General features: G+C 41.9%; 13 protein-coding genes. 8 read left to right on the forward strand and 5 right to left on the reverse strand.

What is annotated here, in order from left to right:
* Positions 1-60: 60 nt before the first annotated feature.
* Positions 61-2,394, forward strand: a complete 2,334-nt coding sequence (locus tag BY457_RS13045; RefSeq protein ID WP_181256480.1) for a TonB-dependent receptor domain-containing protein — start codon at positions 61-63, stop codon at positions 2,392-2,394.
* Here BY457_RS13045 and BY457_RS13050 read toward each other — a convergent pair.
* The 3 genes from BY457_RS13050 to BY457_RS13060 all read right to left on the reverse strand — a co-directional run bounded on the left by BY457_RS13050 (position 2,391) and on the right by BY457_RS13060 (position 6,445).
* Positions 2,391-3,251 (reverse strand): restriction endonuclease, encoded by an 861-nt coding sequence (locus BY457_RS13050; RefSeq protein WP_106153764.1) that lies wholly within the window; start codon positions 3,249-3,251, stop codon positions 2,391-2,393. The two genes, BY457_RS13045 and BY457_RS13050, sit on opposite strands and share 4 nt — an antisense overlap.
* A 289-nt stretch (positions 3,252-3,540) precedes the next feature.
* Positions 3,541-4,011: a Dps family protein gene (locus tag BY457_RS13055; protein WP_106153765.1), complete on the reverse strand. Its 471-nt coding sequence runs from the start codon at positions 4,009-4,011 to the stop codon at positions 3,541-3,543.
* Between the two features lie 169 nt (positions 4,012-4,180).
* Positions 4,181-6,445, reverse strand: coding sequence for an aconitate hydratase (locus tag BY457_RS13060; RefSeq protein ID WP_106153766.1), 2,265 nt, complete (start codon positions 6,443-6,445; stop codon positions 4,181-4,183).
* A 228-nt stretch (positions 6,446-6,673) separates the two neighbouring features.
* On the opposite strand from BY457_RS13060, the gene BY457_RS19245 reads away from it, so the two are divergent.
* From BY457_RS19245 to BY457_RS13070, 3 genes are all read left to right on the forward strand, one after another.
* Entirely contained in the window at positions 6,674-6,799 is a 126-nt protein-coding gene (locus BY457_RS19245; protein WP_258176729.1) for a hypothetical protein, read from the forward strand.
* Positions 6,800-6,982: 183 nt separating this feature from the next.
* Positions 6,983-8,398 (forward strand): TIGR03032 family protein, encoded by a 1,416-nt coding sequence (locus BY457_RS13065; RefSeq protein WP_106153767.1) that lies wholly within the window; start codon positions 6,983-6,985, stop codon positions 8,396-8,398.
* 257 nt (positions 8,399-8,655) lie between these two features.
* Positions 8,656-11,208: an FG-GAP-like repeat-containing protein gene (locus BY457_RS13070; protein ID WP_106153768.1), complete on the forward strand. Its 2,553-nt coding sequence runs from the start codon at positions 8,656-8,658 to the stop codon at positions 11,206-11,208.
* Positions 11,209-11,431: 223 nt separating this feature from the next.
* Here the strand turns inward: BY457_RS13070 and gap are convergent, their stop codons facing one another.
* Positions 11,432-12,445 carry a type I glyceraldehyde-3-phosphate dehydrogenase gene (gap, locus tag BY457_RS13075; protein WP_106153769.1) on the reverse strand — a complete coding sequence of 338 codons (1,014 nt, stop codon included), beginning with the start codon at positions 12,443-12,445 and terminating at the stop codon, positions 11,432-11,434.
* Positions 12,446-13,447: 1,002 nt separating this feature from the next.
* On the opposite strand from gap, the gene BY457_RS13080 reads away from it, so the two are divergent.
* From BY457_RS13080 to BY457_RS13090, 3 genes are all read left to right on the forward strand, one after another.
* A complete protein-coding gene (locus BY457_RS13080) occupies positions 13,448-14,926 on the forward strand; it encodes an MFS transporter (protein WP_106153770.1) in 1,479 nt (492 codons plus the stop codon).
* Between the two features lie 179 nt (positions 14,927-15,105).
* Complete coding sequence (locus BY457_RS13085; protein WP_106153771.1) at positions 15,106-16,248, forward strand: endo-1,4-beta-xylanase; 1,143 nt, start codon at positions 15,106-15,108, stop codon at positions 16,246-16,248.
* Between the two features lie 369 nt (positions 16,249-16,617).
* Positions 16,618-17,583 carry a glycoside hydrolase family 43 protein gene (locus tag BY457_RS13090; protein WP_106153772.1) on the forward strand — a complete coding sequence of 322 codons (966 nt, stop codon included), beginning with the start codon at positions 16,618-16,620 and terminating at the stop codon, positions 17,581-17,583.
* A 296-nt stretch (positions 17,584-17,879) separates the two neighbouring features.
* Here BY457_RS13090 and BY457_RS19250 read toward each other — a convergent pair whose 3' ends face one another.
* Positions 17,880-18,008: a hypothetical protein gene (locus BY457_RS19250; protein ID WP_258176731.1), complete on the reverse strand. Its 129-nt coding sequence runs from the start codon at positions 18,006-18,008 to the stop codon at positions 17,880-17,882.
* Between the two features lie 285 nt (positions 18,009-18,293).
* On the opposite strand from BY457_RS19250, the gene dapA reads away from it, so the two are divergent.
* On the forward strand, positions 18,294-19,184 hold the full coding sequence (gene dapA, locus BY457_RS13095) for a 4-hydroxy-tetrahydrodipicolinate synthase (RefSeq protein ID WP_106153773.1): 891 nt from the start codon (positions 18,294-18,296) through the stop codon (positions 19,182-19,184).
* Positions 19,185-19,242 lie beyond the last annotated feature (58 nt).

Consider the following 19,242-nt stretch of genomic DNA (forward strand, 5'->3'; position numbering starts at 1 on the left):
TGTTCTCTTTTGTCGGGCGAGATGAACGCAGAATGTTTTACAAAACAAAAAAAGGGGATTATGAAAAGGATTATGAAAACTTTATGGAGTGGACTCTTCTTGTTTTTTCTTTTTGGCATTGGTTTGAATGCGCAGAAACAGGTTACGATTAAAGGAGCTATAACAGCGAAAAACGGAGAGCCAATAGAATTTGCCACCGTGGTATTTAAGTCATTGCCCGATTCTGGTATGGTAACAGGTGTTATTACCGGATCGGATGGTGGGTTTTCCGTGAATGTGCCAGGAAGTCAGGAGGGGGTGATTCAGGTTAGCTGTGTTGGCTACGAGTTATCATCTCAAAAAATAGCTTTAGCTGGTCGTGAGTTTTATGATATGGGAGAACTTACGCTTATTCCTGCTTCCTATGCTTTAGAGGAAGTAAGGGCAGTCAGGGATCGGATAAGAGCCAAAAGAACTTCTGGCGGAACTACTTATTTTGTAAATCGAAATATGAAAGAAGCTTCAGCTTCCGGAATCGATATGGTTAAGTTTGTTCCGGGCATTCAGGTGGATATGATGCAGAATGTGATGGTGGAAGGACGAAAGAATGTGGTGATTCTGGTGGATGGAATTGAACGGTCGGTTGCTTTTCTTGGGCAGTTGGATTCTGACCGAATTGATAAAATAGAAATTAACCATCAACCTGGGACACAATATCGCTCAAATGTTTCTGCCGTGGTGAATGTTGTTACCCGGAAAAACGAGGTTCGTGGTTTTAGTGGTCATTTGAATGGTGAAATTCCTGCTCGTTTGAACGAGATTTACTCTTTTCCCTCCGCAAGTGTTTTGTATAGTGCCCCGAACCTTAATGTATTCAGTTCGTACCGGGGGGAGTTTAGTTATTTTGATATTGAATCTGAAAATACGAAAAAGATTTTTGAAGACCCGGAGTTGGTGTTGAAAAACGGAGAATTGTTGAGTCAGAAGAACTGGTCCCATAAAGTGATGGCCGGAGTGGATTGGTTTCCGGATTCGAAGAACCAGTTTAATATTTACGCATTTGTAAATCCTTATTCAAACGAACAAGATGGTTTTGTGACTGCTACCCGGGAAAGTGCGAATGAAATTCATTTTGAAAAGTCATTGGAGAAGAATGAACTTGATGACAATTTTGCCTTTGGTGGTTCTTTGTATTTCAAGCATTTGTTTGATGGAGCAGAAAGTCAGTCGGTTGCTTTTGAAACCGGTTATTATCAGTTTGACGGGCGAAAGGGAACAAAATACATGGAAGATGAGGTTTTTTGTACCTCAGCGGATCCTTACGAAAGAGCCCTTTTGGGAAAAATGGAGTATCAGGTGGGGCTGAATTCACGCTGGCGTTGGATGGCCGGAGGAGAGGGGCATTTCCGGAAATTGGGAGATCCTGTTGATGAGAGTGAAGATTATCAGGAAAATATTTGGTCAGGTTTTACTTCAATTGTTGTTCAGGAGTCTGATTTTGAGGGGCAGGCAGGAGTGCGGGCTGAGTTTTTTCAAAATACGGTAGGCGGCAAAGAGCTTGATGGTGTATGGTCTTTCTTTCCGTTTGTCTCATTTTCTTTTAAGCCTTCAGCGAAACATCAGGTGAAATTAAGTTACCGCAGATCTGTGGTACGTCCTCACCTGATGCAGTTGATGCCCTCTTTGCTTTCAAGTGATTTTTTCACTCAAAAGCAGGGGAATCCTTATTTACATCCGGAGTATTTTGAAGAGTTGGCGCTGGAGTATTCTTTATTGACCGGAAATCAGTTCCTGTCTGTAGGACCATTCTATTCCAGGAGTACAGATGTGATTGCTGATTTTACCACAATGAAAAATCCGGAGGTGTTTTTAAAGCAGCCGCAAAACCTTGGAGATATCAAGCGGTTAGGTGTTCGCCTTAACGCAACACTCAAGCCATTCGAGGCCCTGATATTTAATCCGTATTTCCGGGTCTTTCACCTGGAAACCGCCCCCGAAGGAGATCAGGTTGAGTCGGAAAGAATGTGGACTTCAGAGTGGGGATTTGGATTGTCCTGGCAGATGAACCATGAGTGGTCTTTGTCGGCCACAGGGATGCAAAGAGCTGATCTACATAAAATCCAGTCTTCTTTTTATGAGGATTTTCTGTATTTCGTATCTCTGGACAAAAAATTATTTAAGAATCTTACAGCAGGACTCACCTGTGCTGTGCCTTTTGCAGAAAACATCACTTATCAGGGGCATTCCCTTATGGGAGAAGGTTTTTCTGAAAATGTTGATAAAAATATTCTGACATCGGAATGTCCTTTTTGGTTTAAAATGAAATACACCTTCTCATCAGGCAAAAGTAGGGGTAAAATACGTGCCTCAGATGTGTTTGAAGGAAAACGGGTGAGGGAGGGGTTTTCGCGTTAGGTCATATTTATTATTGTTTGACCATCACAAAGCTCTTCCAGTTCCATCATAATCTTACGTTGTTTTGCAGAGGGAATTTGTAAAGCATCCAGTTCTTCCCGGTGGCTGTATAGTTCGCTGCAGAGTACAATGCCTTTGTTGAGCAGATGTTGTTTGTGTGCTTTGGTCAACTGGGTCAGGGTGGTTACCGGAAAAGCGTGGTATTTTTCAATCAGTGCCTTAAGACTGTCTTTTTCGGGATAATCCCAACTCATGAGGTTTAGTCCGCTGCAGCGGCCATAATCCATGGCATCGGAGGTGAATCGTGTGTTGGTAACAACCCATCCGTGGAACCGAAGACCTTTATATTCTGGCAGAGCCTGTCGGGTTTCTATGATGTCGTTTACCCTTGAGCGGATGTAAAGCGGAACCTGAACGCTGGAGAACTTACCCTGGCTGTTGTGGTATTTGCACTCTACAAGATGTTGATTCTCGTTATCAGATGCAATTACATCAACCTCGTGAGTCACGCACTTTCCGTTTACTGTTTGACCAACTTCCACATCAAAACCTTTAAATCTGAAAATGTGCCCTATAAAATGCTCAAACGGATAGCCGGAGGGGCCCAGGTCCATAATGGCCTTTTTGAGGCTGTAACGGGCCGCCATGCTCCGTCTTTTTTTGCGCAACAGATTGAAAGCTCTTCGGTAGATCTGTTTGGTGGTGGTGCCATCCGTAAGCCAGGACTCGATCTCCCTGGTTATCTCATCGATGAGTATTGATTCGGCTCCTGCCCGATAAAGGGATGCTTTAAGTTTGGAGGGTAGAAATGGTTGGGATTCTCCTGATTCTTTTTGGATGAGTGGATATTGGTTCATAATTGTATTTATTGTTGTAAATCTTCAACAACAATGATAATAAAATTTTTTGGTCTGATATATAAAAAGCCCCTGAAGGAAAAATCCGACAGGGGCTTATATACTGTTTTAATGAACTAATTAGTGCCCGTCTTTAAACTAAGCAAAGTTGTTCAAGTTCGCTGTGTCTGTTCAGAAGGTTCCGTTTACAAGGCTTGCCATTAGCGGAAATGCGGAGTTTACTCGAGTAAATGAGCAATTTCCGCTAATGGCGTAACACAGTAAATGGGACTTTATGGACAGATACTAATTATCCAAGTAGTGAATTGAGCATCCAGACAGTTTTTTCCTGTTCGGAGATGAAATCACTTGCCAATGCATTGGTTCCTTCATCATCTGCTTTTTCGGCCACTTCGAGTAGTTCCCTTTCAATTTTTATAAGGGTGCTCAGGTTTTCCAAAGTGGCTTCCACCAACTTCATACCGTCGTTTTCATCCTTTACAACAGCAATTTTTGAAGTTTTCAGGTAATCCTCAAAAGTGTGAAGAGGAGTCCCTCCCAAAGTGAGAATGCGCTCTGCTACTTCATCTACTTTTTCTGCTGCATCGTCGTACAGTTCTTCGAATTTATTGTGCAGGGTAAAGAACATTTTTCCTTTTACATTCCAGTGAAAACCCCTCAGGTTTTGATAATATACCTGAAAACTGGCCAGCAGTTCATTCAGTTTTTCGTTTACTTCATTTGTGTTTTTGAGTCCTAAAATTTCATTTACATTTTTCATAATTCTATCTTTTTTGGTTTTTGTTTAGAACAAAATTACTCAAAAGTCCAAAGCCAATCAAATAGGATGTTTTTATTCAATATAGATTTGATTTATATTTTTACTGATAATAAAAAAAACTCCGCCTCGAAGATTTCGTGCGGAGTATGATAATTGATTGTTGTATTAATCAGGCATTTTTAGCAGCAATCAAATTAAGTGCTGAACCTGCTTTGTACCATCCAATCTGTTGGTCATTGTAAGTATGAAGCGCCTTTATGGTATCTTTAGTTCCATCGGCATGTTCTACCTCAATGGTAACAGGTTTATCAGGAGCGAAGGCCTCCAGATCCGTGAAGTTGAAAACATCGTCCTCCTGAATCTTGTCGTAATCGTTCTCATCTTCAAAGGTAAGCGCCAGCATTCCCTGTTTTTTGAGATTTGTTTCGTGGATGCGAGCAAAACTTTTTACCAGCACAACTTTTACGCCCAGATGACGTGGCTCCATGGCTGCATGCTCGCGGGACGAACCTTCGCCATAGTTGTGGTCACCCACTACTACGGTTGGAATGTTTTGGGCTTTGTATTCCCTTTGCACATCAGGTACTTTGCCGTATTTGCCGTTCAGCTGATTTTTTACTTTATTACTTTCCTGATTGAAAGCATTGATGGCACCAATGAGCATGTTGTCGGAAATATTGTCCAGGTGGCCACGGAAGCGCAACCAGGGGCCTGCCATAGAGATGTGGTCGGTGGTACATTTTCCTGCTGCCTTGATAAGCAGTTTTGCACCTGTAATATTCTTTCCGTCCCACGGTTCGAAAGGTGTGAGTAGTTGCAGACGTTTACTGTCAGGCTTTACCACCACTTCCACTCCGGTTCCGTCTTTTGCTGGTTCCTGATAACCGGCATCTTTTACATCAAAACCTTTGGGAGGAAGTTCGTACCCTGTTGGCGGCTCAAGCTTGATTTCCTCGCCTTTGTCGTTTTTCAGTGTGTCGGTCAAAGGATTGAATCCAAGCTCTCCTGATATGGCAATGGCTGTCACCAATTCGGGTGATGCCACAAATGCATGTGTGTTGGGGTTTCCATCCGCCCGTTTGGCAAAGTTGCGGTTGAAAGAGTGTACAATGGTATTTTTCTCCTGTTTGTCGGCGCCCTCACGCGCCCACATACCAATACAGGGGCCACAGGCATTGGCAAAAACGCGTCCGCCCATTTTCTCAAAGAGGTCGATGTATCCGTCGCGCTCAATGGTAAAACGAACCTGTTCCGAACCGGGTGTAACCGTAAATTCTGATTTTACCTTTAGCCCTTTGTCCACTGCTTGTTTGGCAATGGAGGCAGCTCGGGAGATGTCTTCATACGATGAGTTGGTACAAGAACCGATTAGTCCGAATTCCACCTTGGTGGGCCATCCGTTTTCTTTGGCTACTTCGCGCACCTTGGAAATAGGGGTTGCCAAATCGGGTGTAAACGGTCCGTTGAGGTGGGGTTCCAACTCGCTGAGGTTAATCTCGATGACCTGATCAAAGTATTTTTCGGGATCGGCATAAGCTTCCGGGTCTCCGGTGAGGTGTTCTTTAACCTCGAGAGCTGCCTCGGCAACATCATCACGTTTGGTAGCCCGGAAATAACGAACCATGGCATCGTCAAATCCAAAAGTGGAAGTGGTGGCACCTATTTCAGCTCCCATATTACCAATGGTTCCTTTACCTGTGGCAGAGAGTGACTGAGCTCCTTCACCAAAATACTCCAGAATGTATCCGGTTCCTCCTTTAACAGTAAGCAGTCCGGCGACCTTGAGGATAATGTCCTTTGGAGCGGTCCAGCCATTCAGCTTTCCGGTGAGTTTCACTCCGATCAGCTTGGGGAATTTTACTTCCCACGGCATCCCGGCCATCACATCTACGGCATCAGCACCACCTACGCCAACGGCAATCATTCCAAGTCCTCCGGCATTGGGGGTGTGTGAGTCGGTACCAATCATCATTCCGCCGGGAAATGCATAGTTTTCCAGTACCACCTGGTGAATAATTCCGGCTCCGGGCTTCCAGAATCCAAGTCCGTATTTGTTACAGACCGAACTCAGGAAGTCATAAACCTCTTTATTGGTAACTTCAGCGGTTTTTAAGTCGTCATTGGCACCTACCTTGGCCTGAATCAGGTGATCGGCATGAACTGTCGATGGTACTGCTACTTTATCTTTTCCGGCCTGCATAAACTGCAGAAGGGCCATCTGAGCTGTGGCATCCTGCATCGCTACTCTGTCGGGAGCAAAATTGACATAAGATTTTCCCCGCTCAAAAGGTTTTGCCGGGAATTCATCGGCCAGGTGACTGTAAAGGATTTTTTCTGTCAGCGTTAGTGGTCTGTTCAGAAGGGCACGAGCTGTTTTGATTTTCTCGTCCATTCCGGCATAGACCTTTTTAATCATATTAATGTCGAATGCCATGGTTAAAAGTATTTTTGTAAGATAATTAGATATTTTCGGTTACAGATTGACAAATTTAGTGAAAACTTGCCGGATTTCAGGGGTGTTCCCTTAGCATAATCTGTTTGATACAGTATTCTTTTAACAAATAATGGTTGGTTTTGTTTTTGACTTTCCATTTACATAGAGTTTGTCCATAAACTAAGCGTATTTCACGTGTTTGAGATAGAAAGTTCAAATTCAAGACGTGTGAAAAATCTAAACCGCAGTCCCGAAGTAGCTTTTGTAAGGTTTTTTGAACAAAAAACCAACAAAAAGCACAATCGGGATGAGGATTTGGATTTTGAGCAACAACGCAGAAGTTGGACTTTATAGACAAACACTACATAAGGGGTAAAGGAATAAAAATGGATCTTGTTTTCAGAATCATTATCTTGACAAATAATTTAGATAAAACTTCGACGAATGAAACGAGCATGGCAACGATTGCCTCAAAAGAACATGTATAAATTCTTGCATGCGAGTTCCATCCGACCTTAATTAATAAATTTTATACGGATGAATCAACCAAAACCTTTTGATTGTGAATATTCCCCCCAATTTGCCGAATTGTTGGGGAAACTGGGTATTTCTCTGGCCGTTAGTACATACCAGGCCGGTAAGGTGATAATAGTCAGCCCGGTGGATAATGACAGACTGATTCAGCTGCCCCGGACTTTCTCCGGCGCAATGGGGATGGCTGCTGATGAGGACAGGCTTGCCGTTGCCACCACTCATGAGGTTGTTTTGCTCCGAAATGAGCCAGGTCTTGCTGCTGGTTACCCCACAAAACCAGGGGTTTATGACTCTATTTATTTGCCCAGAGCTTCTTTTTATACCGGCAATCTTGCTTTACATGACATGGCGTTTGTGAATGGTAAGTTGTTGTCAGTTAACACCCTGTTTTCTTCGGTGAGTGAGATTAACAGTGAAAGCAACTTTACTTCTGTCTGGCAACCTCCCTTTATTAGTGATTTGCAACCGGAAGATCGATGTCATCTTAACGGAATGGCTGTTGCGGACGGGCAGATAAAATATGTTACAGCTCTCGGACAGGGAAATCAGCCTCATCAATGGCGTGATAATAAAATGAGTGGCGGTGTACTGATGGAGTATCCATCCGGGGAAATCATACTTGATAACCTTTCCATGCCCCATTCTCCAAGGGTTTATGATGATGAATTGTATCTCTTGAATTCTGCACAGGGCGAATTGATTAAAGTTGATCTCAGACAGAAATCCTATGAAGTGATTGTCAGCCTTGGTGGTTTTGCCCGTGGAATGGTTCGCTGGGGCGATTATCTGTTTATCGGGGTCTCCAAACTCCGGCACAACAGTCCTGTTTTCGCTGACTTACCCATTGCAAAAACCTCTTTTGCAGGTGTTATTGCCGTTTACCTGCCCTATAAAACGGTCGTTGGCTTTATGAAATACACCATGAGTGTTGATGAAATTTATGATGTAAAGATTGTTCCTTCTTTACGCCCTTCTATTATATCTGCCGATATGGATATCCACAAAGCTGCTTATGCGTTGGGGCAACAATCGTTTTGGAAAGAACCGGAGAAATCTCAGTCTCAGTCTCAGTCTCAACCTTCCCCAAAAAGTTATTCCACACAAGTCATCAAAAATGTTGCATTGTCGGTAATCAAAAAGAAGTTTGCTGCCTTAATAAACAACAATTTAGGCAGTAATGGTACTTATGGGAATATGGATATAATGACTGCTTTGGTGGTTGTGTTGGAGCAGAAGCCTGCAGCTATGGCTTTGATTCGCATGAAAGGGGAAAAAAGTTTTACTGTTCCTTCTTTTAAGGTGTTGCCTGATCATTATGGGAGAGGTGTGGAGCAATATTTGGTGCGCCAAATTGATATTATTGCAGGTCAGAATAAGATAAATTGGGATAACCGGTCTGATTTTTTTGACGAAAAGTGAAACTATTGTCAGAGAATCAAGTTCTTATAATAAGATTCAGGTTTGTGATGTAGATTTTGGAATTGTCTTCCACCCCAGGGGGTTTGTCCTGGGTTTGTGTTCTCAGACTTTCAGCCTGTTTTCACCTTTTGTGTTTTATCTAAATGGCAAGGTAAGAGACTGAGATTAATTTATTATCACTATTGTCCGGAGAAATCTTTAAACGGACACCAGTGGTTTCTTTTGTGTTTTTTGGGTTGTAATCGAAAATTTTGCTGATGAAGAAGAAACTACTTTTTATTCCAAGACACAGAGATTGGAATCGCCTGGTTGGTAAGTTTAACAAACTGTATCGTCGGGTTCAGCTGATTATTCTGGACGAGAATCACAGTATTGCTGAGTTTGAGAAATTGAGGCAGAAGCTTCAACATGTTTTTTCTCGTTTGGAAAAGTTGCAACATGTTGTTGGCGTTCGGCTGGCCGGCACAGCCGCTGCATTGATGCTTTCGGGGGCATTGGCCATGGGGCAGGAATTCACTGCCAAAGGAGAGCTGAATGTTCTTGAACCCGGTGTATTGCAGAGTTTTGGGAGAAGCATGTTTTATGATGTGGATGGCGATGGAGATACGGAATTGTTGCAGTCGATGATTTATACCGGAAGCAATACAGGCATTGCTGTTCTTGAAGAAGATGAATCAGGAGCTTTTATAAATGATGGTTTTCTGATGGCTGATGGGGCAGCTATTAGTTACTATGCGCTGGGAGATTTTACCTTTTATGATTTGTCGGGAGACGGCATTCCTGAACTGGTTGTTCAGGTAAGCAGCGGAATTAAAGTTTTTTCAGGTAACGGAGATGGAAGTTTTTCTTTTAACGGCGATTTAATGGTCGATGAAACAACTGGTTTATATCTCGACCATCTTAATTCCATTGAAATTGCGGATTTAGATGATGACGGAAACCCGGAACTATATGCGGGGCTGACCCAATTCAGGGAGGATCCGTATGATTATTCGAGTCCTGCTTATCGGTTGCCAATCAGGAAATATGAAATCATTGATGGGTTTGCTGTAAATCCAACTTTTCTTGAGGCTGAAGAAGGTGTTGTTCTCGAGGATGTTCGGGGCTTTTCATTTGTGGATATTGATGATGACGGGACTCTGGAAATGGTAGGGTCAATTTATATGGACGACCATTTAAAAGTTTTTCAAAATAGCGGGAATGATGTTTTTGCGGGTTCGGAAGTTCTTTTGGACAGCAATGGTGATGAGATTTTGACCAATAATGGATATTTTTCTTTTGTTCATCTGAATTCTTCAGATGATTTGTTGTTGTCGGTCAGTCAAAGTGGTGAACTGCTGCGTTTCCTGCAATCCACGCCTGTTACTACCTTTGTAAATGACGGTACAACCTCTTCTCTGAATCCTGTTGATATCGATGAGTCCTGGCCTTTCCATTTTGCTGACCTTGATAAGGATGGTTTTGCTGACTTGTTGATTTGTATGCCTGATGATTCCGACAGTGGAGGTTTTTTGGCTCCTTCCTCCGGTCAGCTGAAAAGCGGGACATCAAGTAATCCTGTGCGTTTTTTTAGAAACAAGGGAAACGAGCATTTCATTTTTGAAAAAAACCTGCAGGTTGATGGTGTTGATCTGAAAACAGGTGTTTTTGCCCTCACGGATCTGGATGATGATGGGAATATGGACCTTGTGTATTCCGATTTTGTTCTGTATGATACTGTTTCTGAAGAGATGTTATATGAGTATTTGCTGGTAGCTTCTTACGGCGATGCAGATGGAAACTTTAGTGGGTTGCAGTTGCTCCGGAGTACCGGTGGAGATGTTTTGCCTTCTTCCAAATTGTTCAACATCGCCTTCGAAGACATTACCGGAGACGGAACAGCCGATTTGTTTGCCGGAACTACCGATAACTCAATGATGCATTATGCCAATATGGGAAGCGGGTTGGAGAATCCTGTAACTACAACCGTTACTTATAGTATTTTTGGGGATTATCCAAATGCTGTGGCTATGGTGGATGTGGATGGTGATGGCGATTTGGATCTTAGCATATCTGATACATATTATAACAAAATTGCTGTATTTAGGAATGATGGAACTGGAGTTCTTGATTTTAGTAATGCAGTATCCTTTAATACTGAAACCTTGTTTGCTGATGGTGCTAAAATCCCTGTTCAGACAAGTGGGATGGCCACCGGGGTTCAACTAACTGCTTCCGATTTTGACAATGATTGCGGACGTGACCTGTTTGTCACCAAAGATGACCGCATTTATCGATATGCTTATGTAGATGTGACGCCGCTTTCCATCGATTGTGTGATGAATACTTCGCGTGATTTGGACATGGGAGAAAGTACATATCTGGTGAGTGGAACCGAGCTGGATCCTGTTCAGGTGGTGGATAAATGTGGAATTACGCTATCCAATAGTTTTAATGATGGGTCCACGCTGGACGGAGCTGAACTTCCGGTTGGTATGAATTCGGTTATCTGGACGGTAACTGACCAGGAGGGTATTGTTGCAGAATGCAGTTTTGATGTTGAGATAACAGGGGATGTTACGCTGGTTGATGAACCATCAAAAATTGGTTCACTTAGAATCTTTCCGAACCCTGTGGGAGCAGTTTTGAATATTGCCACTAAAGCAAAAGGAACTTATTCTATCTCATCCTTAAATGGTTCAGGGGTGGCAAATGGTGAACTTGGTGCTTCCGGATCAAAGATTGATGTGAGTGGATTGTCTGAGGGTGTTTATATTCTTCAGGTTTCAATTGATGGAGAGACTGAGTCTTTCCGGTTTGTGAAGCGGTAGGTATCTTATTGCTTTAATCGCTCAGTATGTCTCGTTTGGATATCACTGAAAGAGGCATGTTTTTTATTCAGTATCTCTGTTGTTCGGAACAACTGTATTTAAGAGATTGCTTCGCTTTGCCAACGTAGTGAAGCAATCTAAATTTGTGAACCGGACATCAAGGATTATAAACAAAAAAAGCCTCCCGTAAAGGAGGCTTTTTGATGTTATGATAAAACCTGAATTAGGCGTTATCTACAGAGTTCATGTGCTGAATGAGTTCAACAACCTTAGTTGAGTAACCCATTTCGTTGTCGTACCAGCTAACAACTTTTACGAAGTTGTCGTTCAATGAAATACCTGCGTCTGCATCGAATACAGAAGTTTTGGTTTCACCTACGAAGTCGTTGGAAACAACTGCATCTTCAGTATAACCAAGCACGCCTTTCAATTCTCCTTCAGAAGCTTCTTTCATAGCTTTGCAAACCTCTTCGTAAGAAGCACCTTTTTCCAGACGGCAAGTCAGGTCAACTACAGATACGTCAGGAGTAGGAACGCGGAAAGCCATACCAGTCAGTTTTCCGTTCAATTCAGGAATTACTTTTCCTACAGCTTTAGCAGCACCGGTTGAAGAAGGGATAATGTTTTGTCCGGCACCACGTCCACCGCGCCAGTCTTTCATAGAAGGACCGTCAACAGTTTTCTGGGTAGCAGTGGTAGCGTGAACAGTGGTCATCAGACCTTCAACAATACCGAACTTGTCGTTCAATACTTTGGCGATAGGAGCCAGACAGTTGGTAGTACATGAAGCGTTTGAAACGAAATCCATGTCTTTGGTATATTTGTCGAGGTTTACACCGCAAACAAACATAGGGGTGTCGTCCTTTGAAGGAGCAGACATAACAACTTTTTTGGCACCGGCTTTGATGTGTCCTTCAGCTTTTTCCTTAGTCAGGAAAAGACCGGTTGACTCAACAACGTACTCAGCACCTACGTCGCTCCACTTCAGGTCAGCAGGATTTTTCTCTGAAGTAACACGGATTTCGTTTCCGTTTACAATCAGTTTTCCACCTTTAACTTCAACCTCACCGTTGAAACGACCATGAGTAGAATCGTACTTCAGCATGTAAGCCATGTACTCAACGTCAATGAGGTCATTGATACCTACAACCTGTACGTTATCGAAATTCTGAGCGGCGCGGAACACCAGGCGGCCGATACGACCGAAACCATTAATACCAATCTTGATTTTTGACATATTATCGCTTTTTTAGAGATTATATTTATATACCTTCTCGTTTTCGCGGTACAAAAGTAAGAAATCATAGCAAAAACATCAAGAAATAACCCGCTGAATTTCTTAAATAAAAGTTAATTAGCTAAGTGGAGGTGTTTTTTTCCTTTTCCAAAAAATTTAAACACGGATTTTTGATCTTAAAAAATCAATCTGGGTTATTGACTTTGTCGGTTTTCGATAGATGATTTTTTGTTTTCAGTTCACTATTGTCCGGGAAAAACTATTATTATGAAAAAAGATTGCTTCGCTCTGCTGGCAATTACAATGTCTTATCGGTTTTAAGCTGGGTTGGTAGGGGTTGATTTTCGGCATTGCCGAAAATCAACCCCTACCAACCCTCAAGATCGTGTAAAATCCCGTCATTGCAAACGTAGTGAAGCAATCTCAATTTTTTAGCCGGACACCAATGTTTTCAGTTGTTTAAAGGCCAATAAATATAGGCAACTGCACAAAAAAGGATTAAACTAGCATGTCAATGACTGTCTCAAAGGAAATAGTGATCATTCTTGCTATAGGGGAAAATGAATGACCGATGTGAAATGAATCGCGGATTTTTTAAACCTGTGAATTTATATATGGCAATTGGACTAATTGAAGGTTTTTGATTGGAGTATTGATGGTGTAAATTTTTGTTTAAATAGTAGATAAATATTTTATCAGAAAGAGGAAAAAATTTATTCATGACTGCTTGGTGTGGTTTGTTGGGTGGTTGGAAGTGTCTGTAAGACAAATATTTGATTGGTGTGGGGTGATTGGGGTGTGTTTTTTTGAGTGTAAAAGCAGAACAGAAAATAACAGATGACTTTATTCTCTTTTGTTTTAAGCATTTGAAAACTGCCTTAGAGTAAATATCTTTGATTTTGCATTTTGTAACAAGTTTTAATACAATGGGTGTTATTGAGTGTGCTGATTTAAAGATGTTTAATTGAATTGTTATTAGATAAGTTTTGTAAAAAATTAATTATGAGCACGACAGAGAGAATTAGTTTAAAGGAGAAAATTGGTTACAGCCTTGGAGACCTTGCAGCCAATCTTATTTTCCAGACATTGATGACATTCCTGGCCTTTTTCTACACGGATGTGTATAAAATTCCGCCATCGTCAGCATCAGCCATTATCTTTGCAGGAGGTATGGTTGGAGCCTTTTTTACCCCTGTCATGGGTATGATTGCCGACCGGACTAAAACTCGTTGGGGTAAATTCAGGCCCTGGATTCTGTGGACTTCAGTGCCTTTTGGCGTAATTGCAATTCTGGCATTTTCCACACCGGATTTCAGCACAGGAGGAAAAATTGCCTATGCAATGATTACTTATATATTGCTGGTTATTGTTTATGCTGCCAACAACCTGCCATATTCTTCTTTGAGTGGAGTGATTACCGGAAATATGTCAGACCGTAACAGTATCTCCTCTTATCGTTTTACGGGAGTGATGATTGCCCAGTTTGTTGTTCAGGTGGTTTTGCTTCCATTGGTTTTTATTGTAGGTGATGGAGACCGGGCTGCCGGATTTGAAATCGTGATGGGTTTCTTTGCTGTTATCGGTATTGTCTTCTTTTTGATTACTTTTTTTACCACCAGAGAGCGAATTGTTCCTTCCAAAGAGCAAACCTCAAGTGTGAAGCAGGACCTTTCAGACCTTTTTCATAACCGTCCCTGGATCATGATGTTGATTCTTACCACTTTTATTTTCATTACGATGGCTCTCAAAAGTGGTGTTTATGTATATTATTTCGAAAACTATCTGGATCAGACTGCTTTGGCAACGTTCCTTACAGATGTAGGTTTCAACGGCTTTATAAACAGTGTGGACAGTATGTTCGAGAGCATGGGGTTTGTAGGGTTTCACTGGCCAAATGATGCACCAACTTCCGGCTTCAGTCTGTTTAATGCAGTAGCCATATTGATGATGTTGATTGGTATTGCTTTTTCTAAAGGTCTGGCAGATAAGTACGGGAAAAGAGATGTTTTCATTGTAGGCCTCAGTGGAGCTTTGATTACGCAGTTCCTCTTTCTTTTCCTCGCTCCTGATGCCATTGGAGCCGTTTATGTTCTGCAGCTTTTCCATGGATTCTTTTACGGCTTGACCATTCCTTTGCTTTGGGCAATGATTGCCGATGTGGCCGATTATTCCGAATGGAAAAACAATCGTCGGGCTACTGCCATTGTTTTCTCTGCCATGGCCTTTGGTTTAAAGGTTGGTATGAGTATGGGAGGTGCGATTCTTGCCGGACTTCTTGCATTGTTTGGGTACAATGAGCAGGCAGTTATCCAGCCTGATACTGCCATTCAGGGTATTAAGTTGTCCATGAGTGTATTCCCGGCTCTAACATTCCTTGTAGGTTTGGTAAGCTTGATTTTCTACAATATCGATAAGTCGATGGAAGTGAGAATTGAGAAAGAGTTGCTGGAGAGAAGAGGTAGTAGTGTGACTGAAGAGTAGGGAATCGAATTTCGATTTTTTTCAGAGATAGAATTGACATCAGGAAGGAACTCATATTTGTTGGAGCAGATCATCATAATGATCCGGAAAGCCGGGTAATTTAAAGAAGAAAGAGATAGTGGATTTGCACAGAAAACAATGGGTTCAGCCGACAAATAACCAAGAATAATATTTTTATAATGAAGACGTTGAAGGTTTCTTTTTTAACCGCATTTGCACTCGGAATTGTAATGTCCGGGTGTAGCGGTTCAAAGAGCAATGAAGAGCTGACATTTAAGGATGCTTTTGAAGGGAAGTTTCTGGTGGGAACGGCTCTTAATGTTGAGCAGGTCGCCGGTAACGAACCCAAAGCAATCGAAATTGCCAAGAAGCATTTTAATTCTGCAGTTGCAGAGAACTGCATGAAAATGGAGAACATTCATCCTGAGGAGGATATTTTCTTTTGGGATGAGGCGGATGCCTTCGTGGAGTTTGCTGAAAAAAACAATATGCACATCGTTGGTCACACCCTGGTTTGGCATTCACAGGCTGCTCCCTGGATTTTTGTTGATGAAAACGGGGAGGATGTTTCGCGCGAAGTGCTTATTGAGCGTATGAAGCACCACATTCAGACTATCGTAGGTCGTTACAAAGGAAGAGTTGATGGTTGGGATGTGGTAAATGAAGCTATTGAGGGCGATGGTTCCTGGCGTGAGAGTAAGTGGTATCAGATTATCGGCCCTGAATACATTGAGCTTGCTTTTCAATTTGCCCAGGAGGCAGATCCGGAAGCGGAACTGTATTACAACGACTATGGTGTTTCCGGAAAGGCCAAGTGTGACGGTATTTATGATCTTGTCAGCAATCTCCTCGAAAAAGGGGTGAAAGTTGATGGTATTGGCTTGCAGGGACATCTGAACTTTGATATACCGCTTATTTCAGAAATGGGAGCCTCTATCGAAAAGTTGTCTTCCCTGGGAGTGAATCTTATGGTTACTGAATTGGATATGACTATTGTGCCATGGCCCTCAGATGAAGTGACTGCTGAAGTCTCTTTGAATTACGAGTTGTCAAAGGAATATGATCCTTATTCCGAAGGTCTTCCCGATTCTGTATATCAAGAGGTGATGGATCGTTATACCGGATTTTTTGAAATGTTTCTTAGGCACCATGAGAAAATAACAAGAGTGACATTCTGGGGTGTTCATGATGGTAATTCCTGGAGAAACGACTGGCCAATTGAAGGTAGAACCGACTTTCCACTGCTTTTTGACCGGAACTACCAGATGAAAGAGGGTGTGGAAAACATCCTGGAAATGGCTAAAAACTGGGAAACTAATTAATTTCAATAAGAAAACTAAGGAAATTTAAGTTTTTGACAAGAAACGTTAATACAAGGCTTTCGTCCCGATTTATCGAGTTGGATCTAAAGAGTTTATTGCTTGTAAATGACTGATTTAGAAATAAGAAAATGTGCTGCATTGAGCTTGTTGAAATGCATTGATTGGCGTTTTCTTGCAAAGACAAACTAGTGTTTGTCCATAAAGTACCATTTACTGCGTTACGCTTGCCCGAAAATTACTCATTTACTCAAGTAAACTGCCTATTTTAGGGCTTTGCAAGCCTTGTAGCCGGCACTTTCTTGACAAACACATGACCAGAACCAAATTTTGCTTAGTTTATAGACGGAAATTAACTAAAAACATAGAATTATGATTAGAGATCATTTGACAAAAGACCTCTTCATTGCCGATCCGGCAGTGCATGTGTTTAACGGAAAGTTGTACATCTATCCATCGCATGATTTTGAGGCAGGAATCCCGGAGGATGATCTGGGGTCTCATTTTGCCATGGAAGATTATCATATCTTCTCCATGGATGATATTGATGCTGAGGCAAAGGATCATGGTGTTGCACTGCATGTGAAGGACATATCCTGGGCCGGACGTCAGCTTTGGGACAGTGATGCAGCCTATAAAAAAGGGAAATATTATCTCTATTTTCCTGTAAAGGATAAGACGGATATTTTCCGAATTGGAGTGGCCATCAGTGATAAACCTGAAGGGCCATTTATCCCGGAGCCGTTTCCTATGTTAGGAAGTTACTCCATCGATCCTTGCGTTTTTGAGGATGAGGATGGCAAGCACTATATGTATTTTGGGGGTATCTGGGGTGGTCAGCTTCAACGTTACCGAAATAACAAGGCCATTGAATGTGGTCAGTTGCCCGCCGATGATGAGCCTGCTTTGTGTGCCAAAGTTGCTGCATTGAGCGATGATATGCTCCAATTTGGCGAAGAGCCCAAAAATCTTGTTATTCTGGATGAGAACGGTGAACCCTTGAAGGCCGGAGATAACGATCGCCGCTTCTTCGAAGCTTCCTGGATGCACAAATACAATGGCAAATACTATTTCACTTATTCAACAGGAGATACGCATAAAATTTGTTATGCTACAGGAGACAATCCTTATGGACCTTTCACCTATGGAGGTGTGATTCTAAATCCTGTGGTGGGATGGACTACGCACCATTCGGTTGTTGAATTTAAGGGAAAGTGGTATTTGTTCTTCCATGATTCTGCAGTTTCAGGAAAGACATGGCTTCGAAGTGCCAGATATGCCGACTTGAATCATTTACCTGACGGCTCTATTGAGACCATTACGGTGGATTACAAGTAATTGTATTTTCATAACATTTATAGGTGTCCGTCAATATCGGGCACCTTTTTTTTGAGGCATAAAAAAAAGGAACAGATCATTTGTTCCTTTTTTTGGTTTTTCTCCCCTGATTCTGATAGCTTTTTAAGCAACCATTAAACATCCCGTGATGAAATGAGCATGGCAATGATTATTTCAAAAGAACATTTGTAAGTTCTTGCATGCAAGTTCCATCAGACCTAAATTTATATAAATTTTATACTGATGAGAAACAAACGGGAAATATAACGGATGTACAGTAAGAATCAATTAAAATATCAGGCTCTTACTTCTTCAGTTTCAACATCTGCCTGTCCATAAGCAGGACAATCCTGTACAGACTTGCAGGATGAAAACACCAAAGCTACTAACAACAACACAGAGGCAACAAGTGCTAATTTCTTCATGATTGATAATTTTTCAGTAAAAGTAAATGGTTTATCCAATAAACGCAAAATTTAATTTCAGATTTTTCATAAACGTTTTTTTTGGTGTGAGGGTTACGCAAAAGAATGTTTTTCTTGATGAGATTCTTTGTTTTTCAGATGAACTGATTCACAGAACTGACAAGAACAAAAATTTTCTCAAATAACGAATATGTATTACCTTTGAGTTTCAGACAATGCAATGAGTCAGCTTAATTGTCGTAACGGAAATGAATGAAGTTTGAATTTAATATAAAATAACAAACTATGCAGATTGAACAATTGCAAGGCTCCATAGTAGCCATTGTAACCCCTTTTAAAGACAACGGTGAAATCGATTTGGAAACCTTTGATGAATTGGTGGAATTTCATATCAGTAGTGGAACCGATGGAATAGTGGTGTGTGGAACAACAGGGGAAACTCCTACATTAAGCGATGCTGAAGATGCTCAGATGATTGAGCGTTGTGTGAAGAAAGTCAACGGAAGAGTTCCTGTGATAGCCGGAACCGGAAGTAACTCAACGGTCGATTGCATCAAATACAGTCGAAAAGCTGTTGAACTTGGTGCTGATGCCTTATTGGTGGTGGCTCCTTATTACAATAAACCTTCTAAAAGGGGTATGTATAAACATTTCTCGCAGGTTGCCAAAAATGTGGATGCCCCTATCATTTTATACAATGTACCGGGAAGGACAGGGAGCAACATTGAACCCGCTACAGCTATTGAACTTGCCAATAATTATAAAAATATCATTGCCATCAAAGAGGCAGGTGGTGACATGAATGTGTTTGCCGAGCTTTTGGCCAACCGACCCGACGGATTTAAAGTTTACAGTGGAGATGATTTCCTCTCATACTCAGCCAACTGTCTGGGTGCAGATGGGTGTATTTCGGTGGTTGCCAACCTGATTCCCGCTGATTTTCATCAAATGATGAAGAGTTCTATTGATGGAGATTATAAGGTGGCGCGTGAATTGTTTTACAAGTACCGGGCGCTGATGGAGCTCATGTTTGCCGAGTCAAATCCATTGCCGGTGAAAACTGCTCTTGCACTTATGGGCCGGGTGAATGAAGTATTCCGTGCTCCCCTCTGCGAGATGGAGGATGACACCAGGGAACAATTGAAAATTGAACTCAAAAAGCTGAAGTTGATGTAGTTCTTGACACATTTCGATAAAAGGAGAGACTTCTTTTCGGATGAGTCGTATTGGAGTC

It is taken from the genome of Marinilabilia salmonicolor, from assembly GCF_003003035.1.
GTDB lineage: Bacteria > Bacteroidota > Bacteroidia > Bacteroidales > Marinilabiliaceae > Marinilabilia > Marinilabilia salmonicolor_A.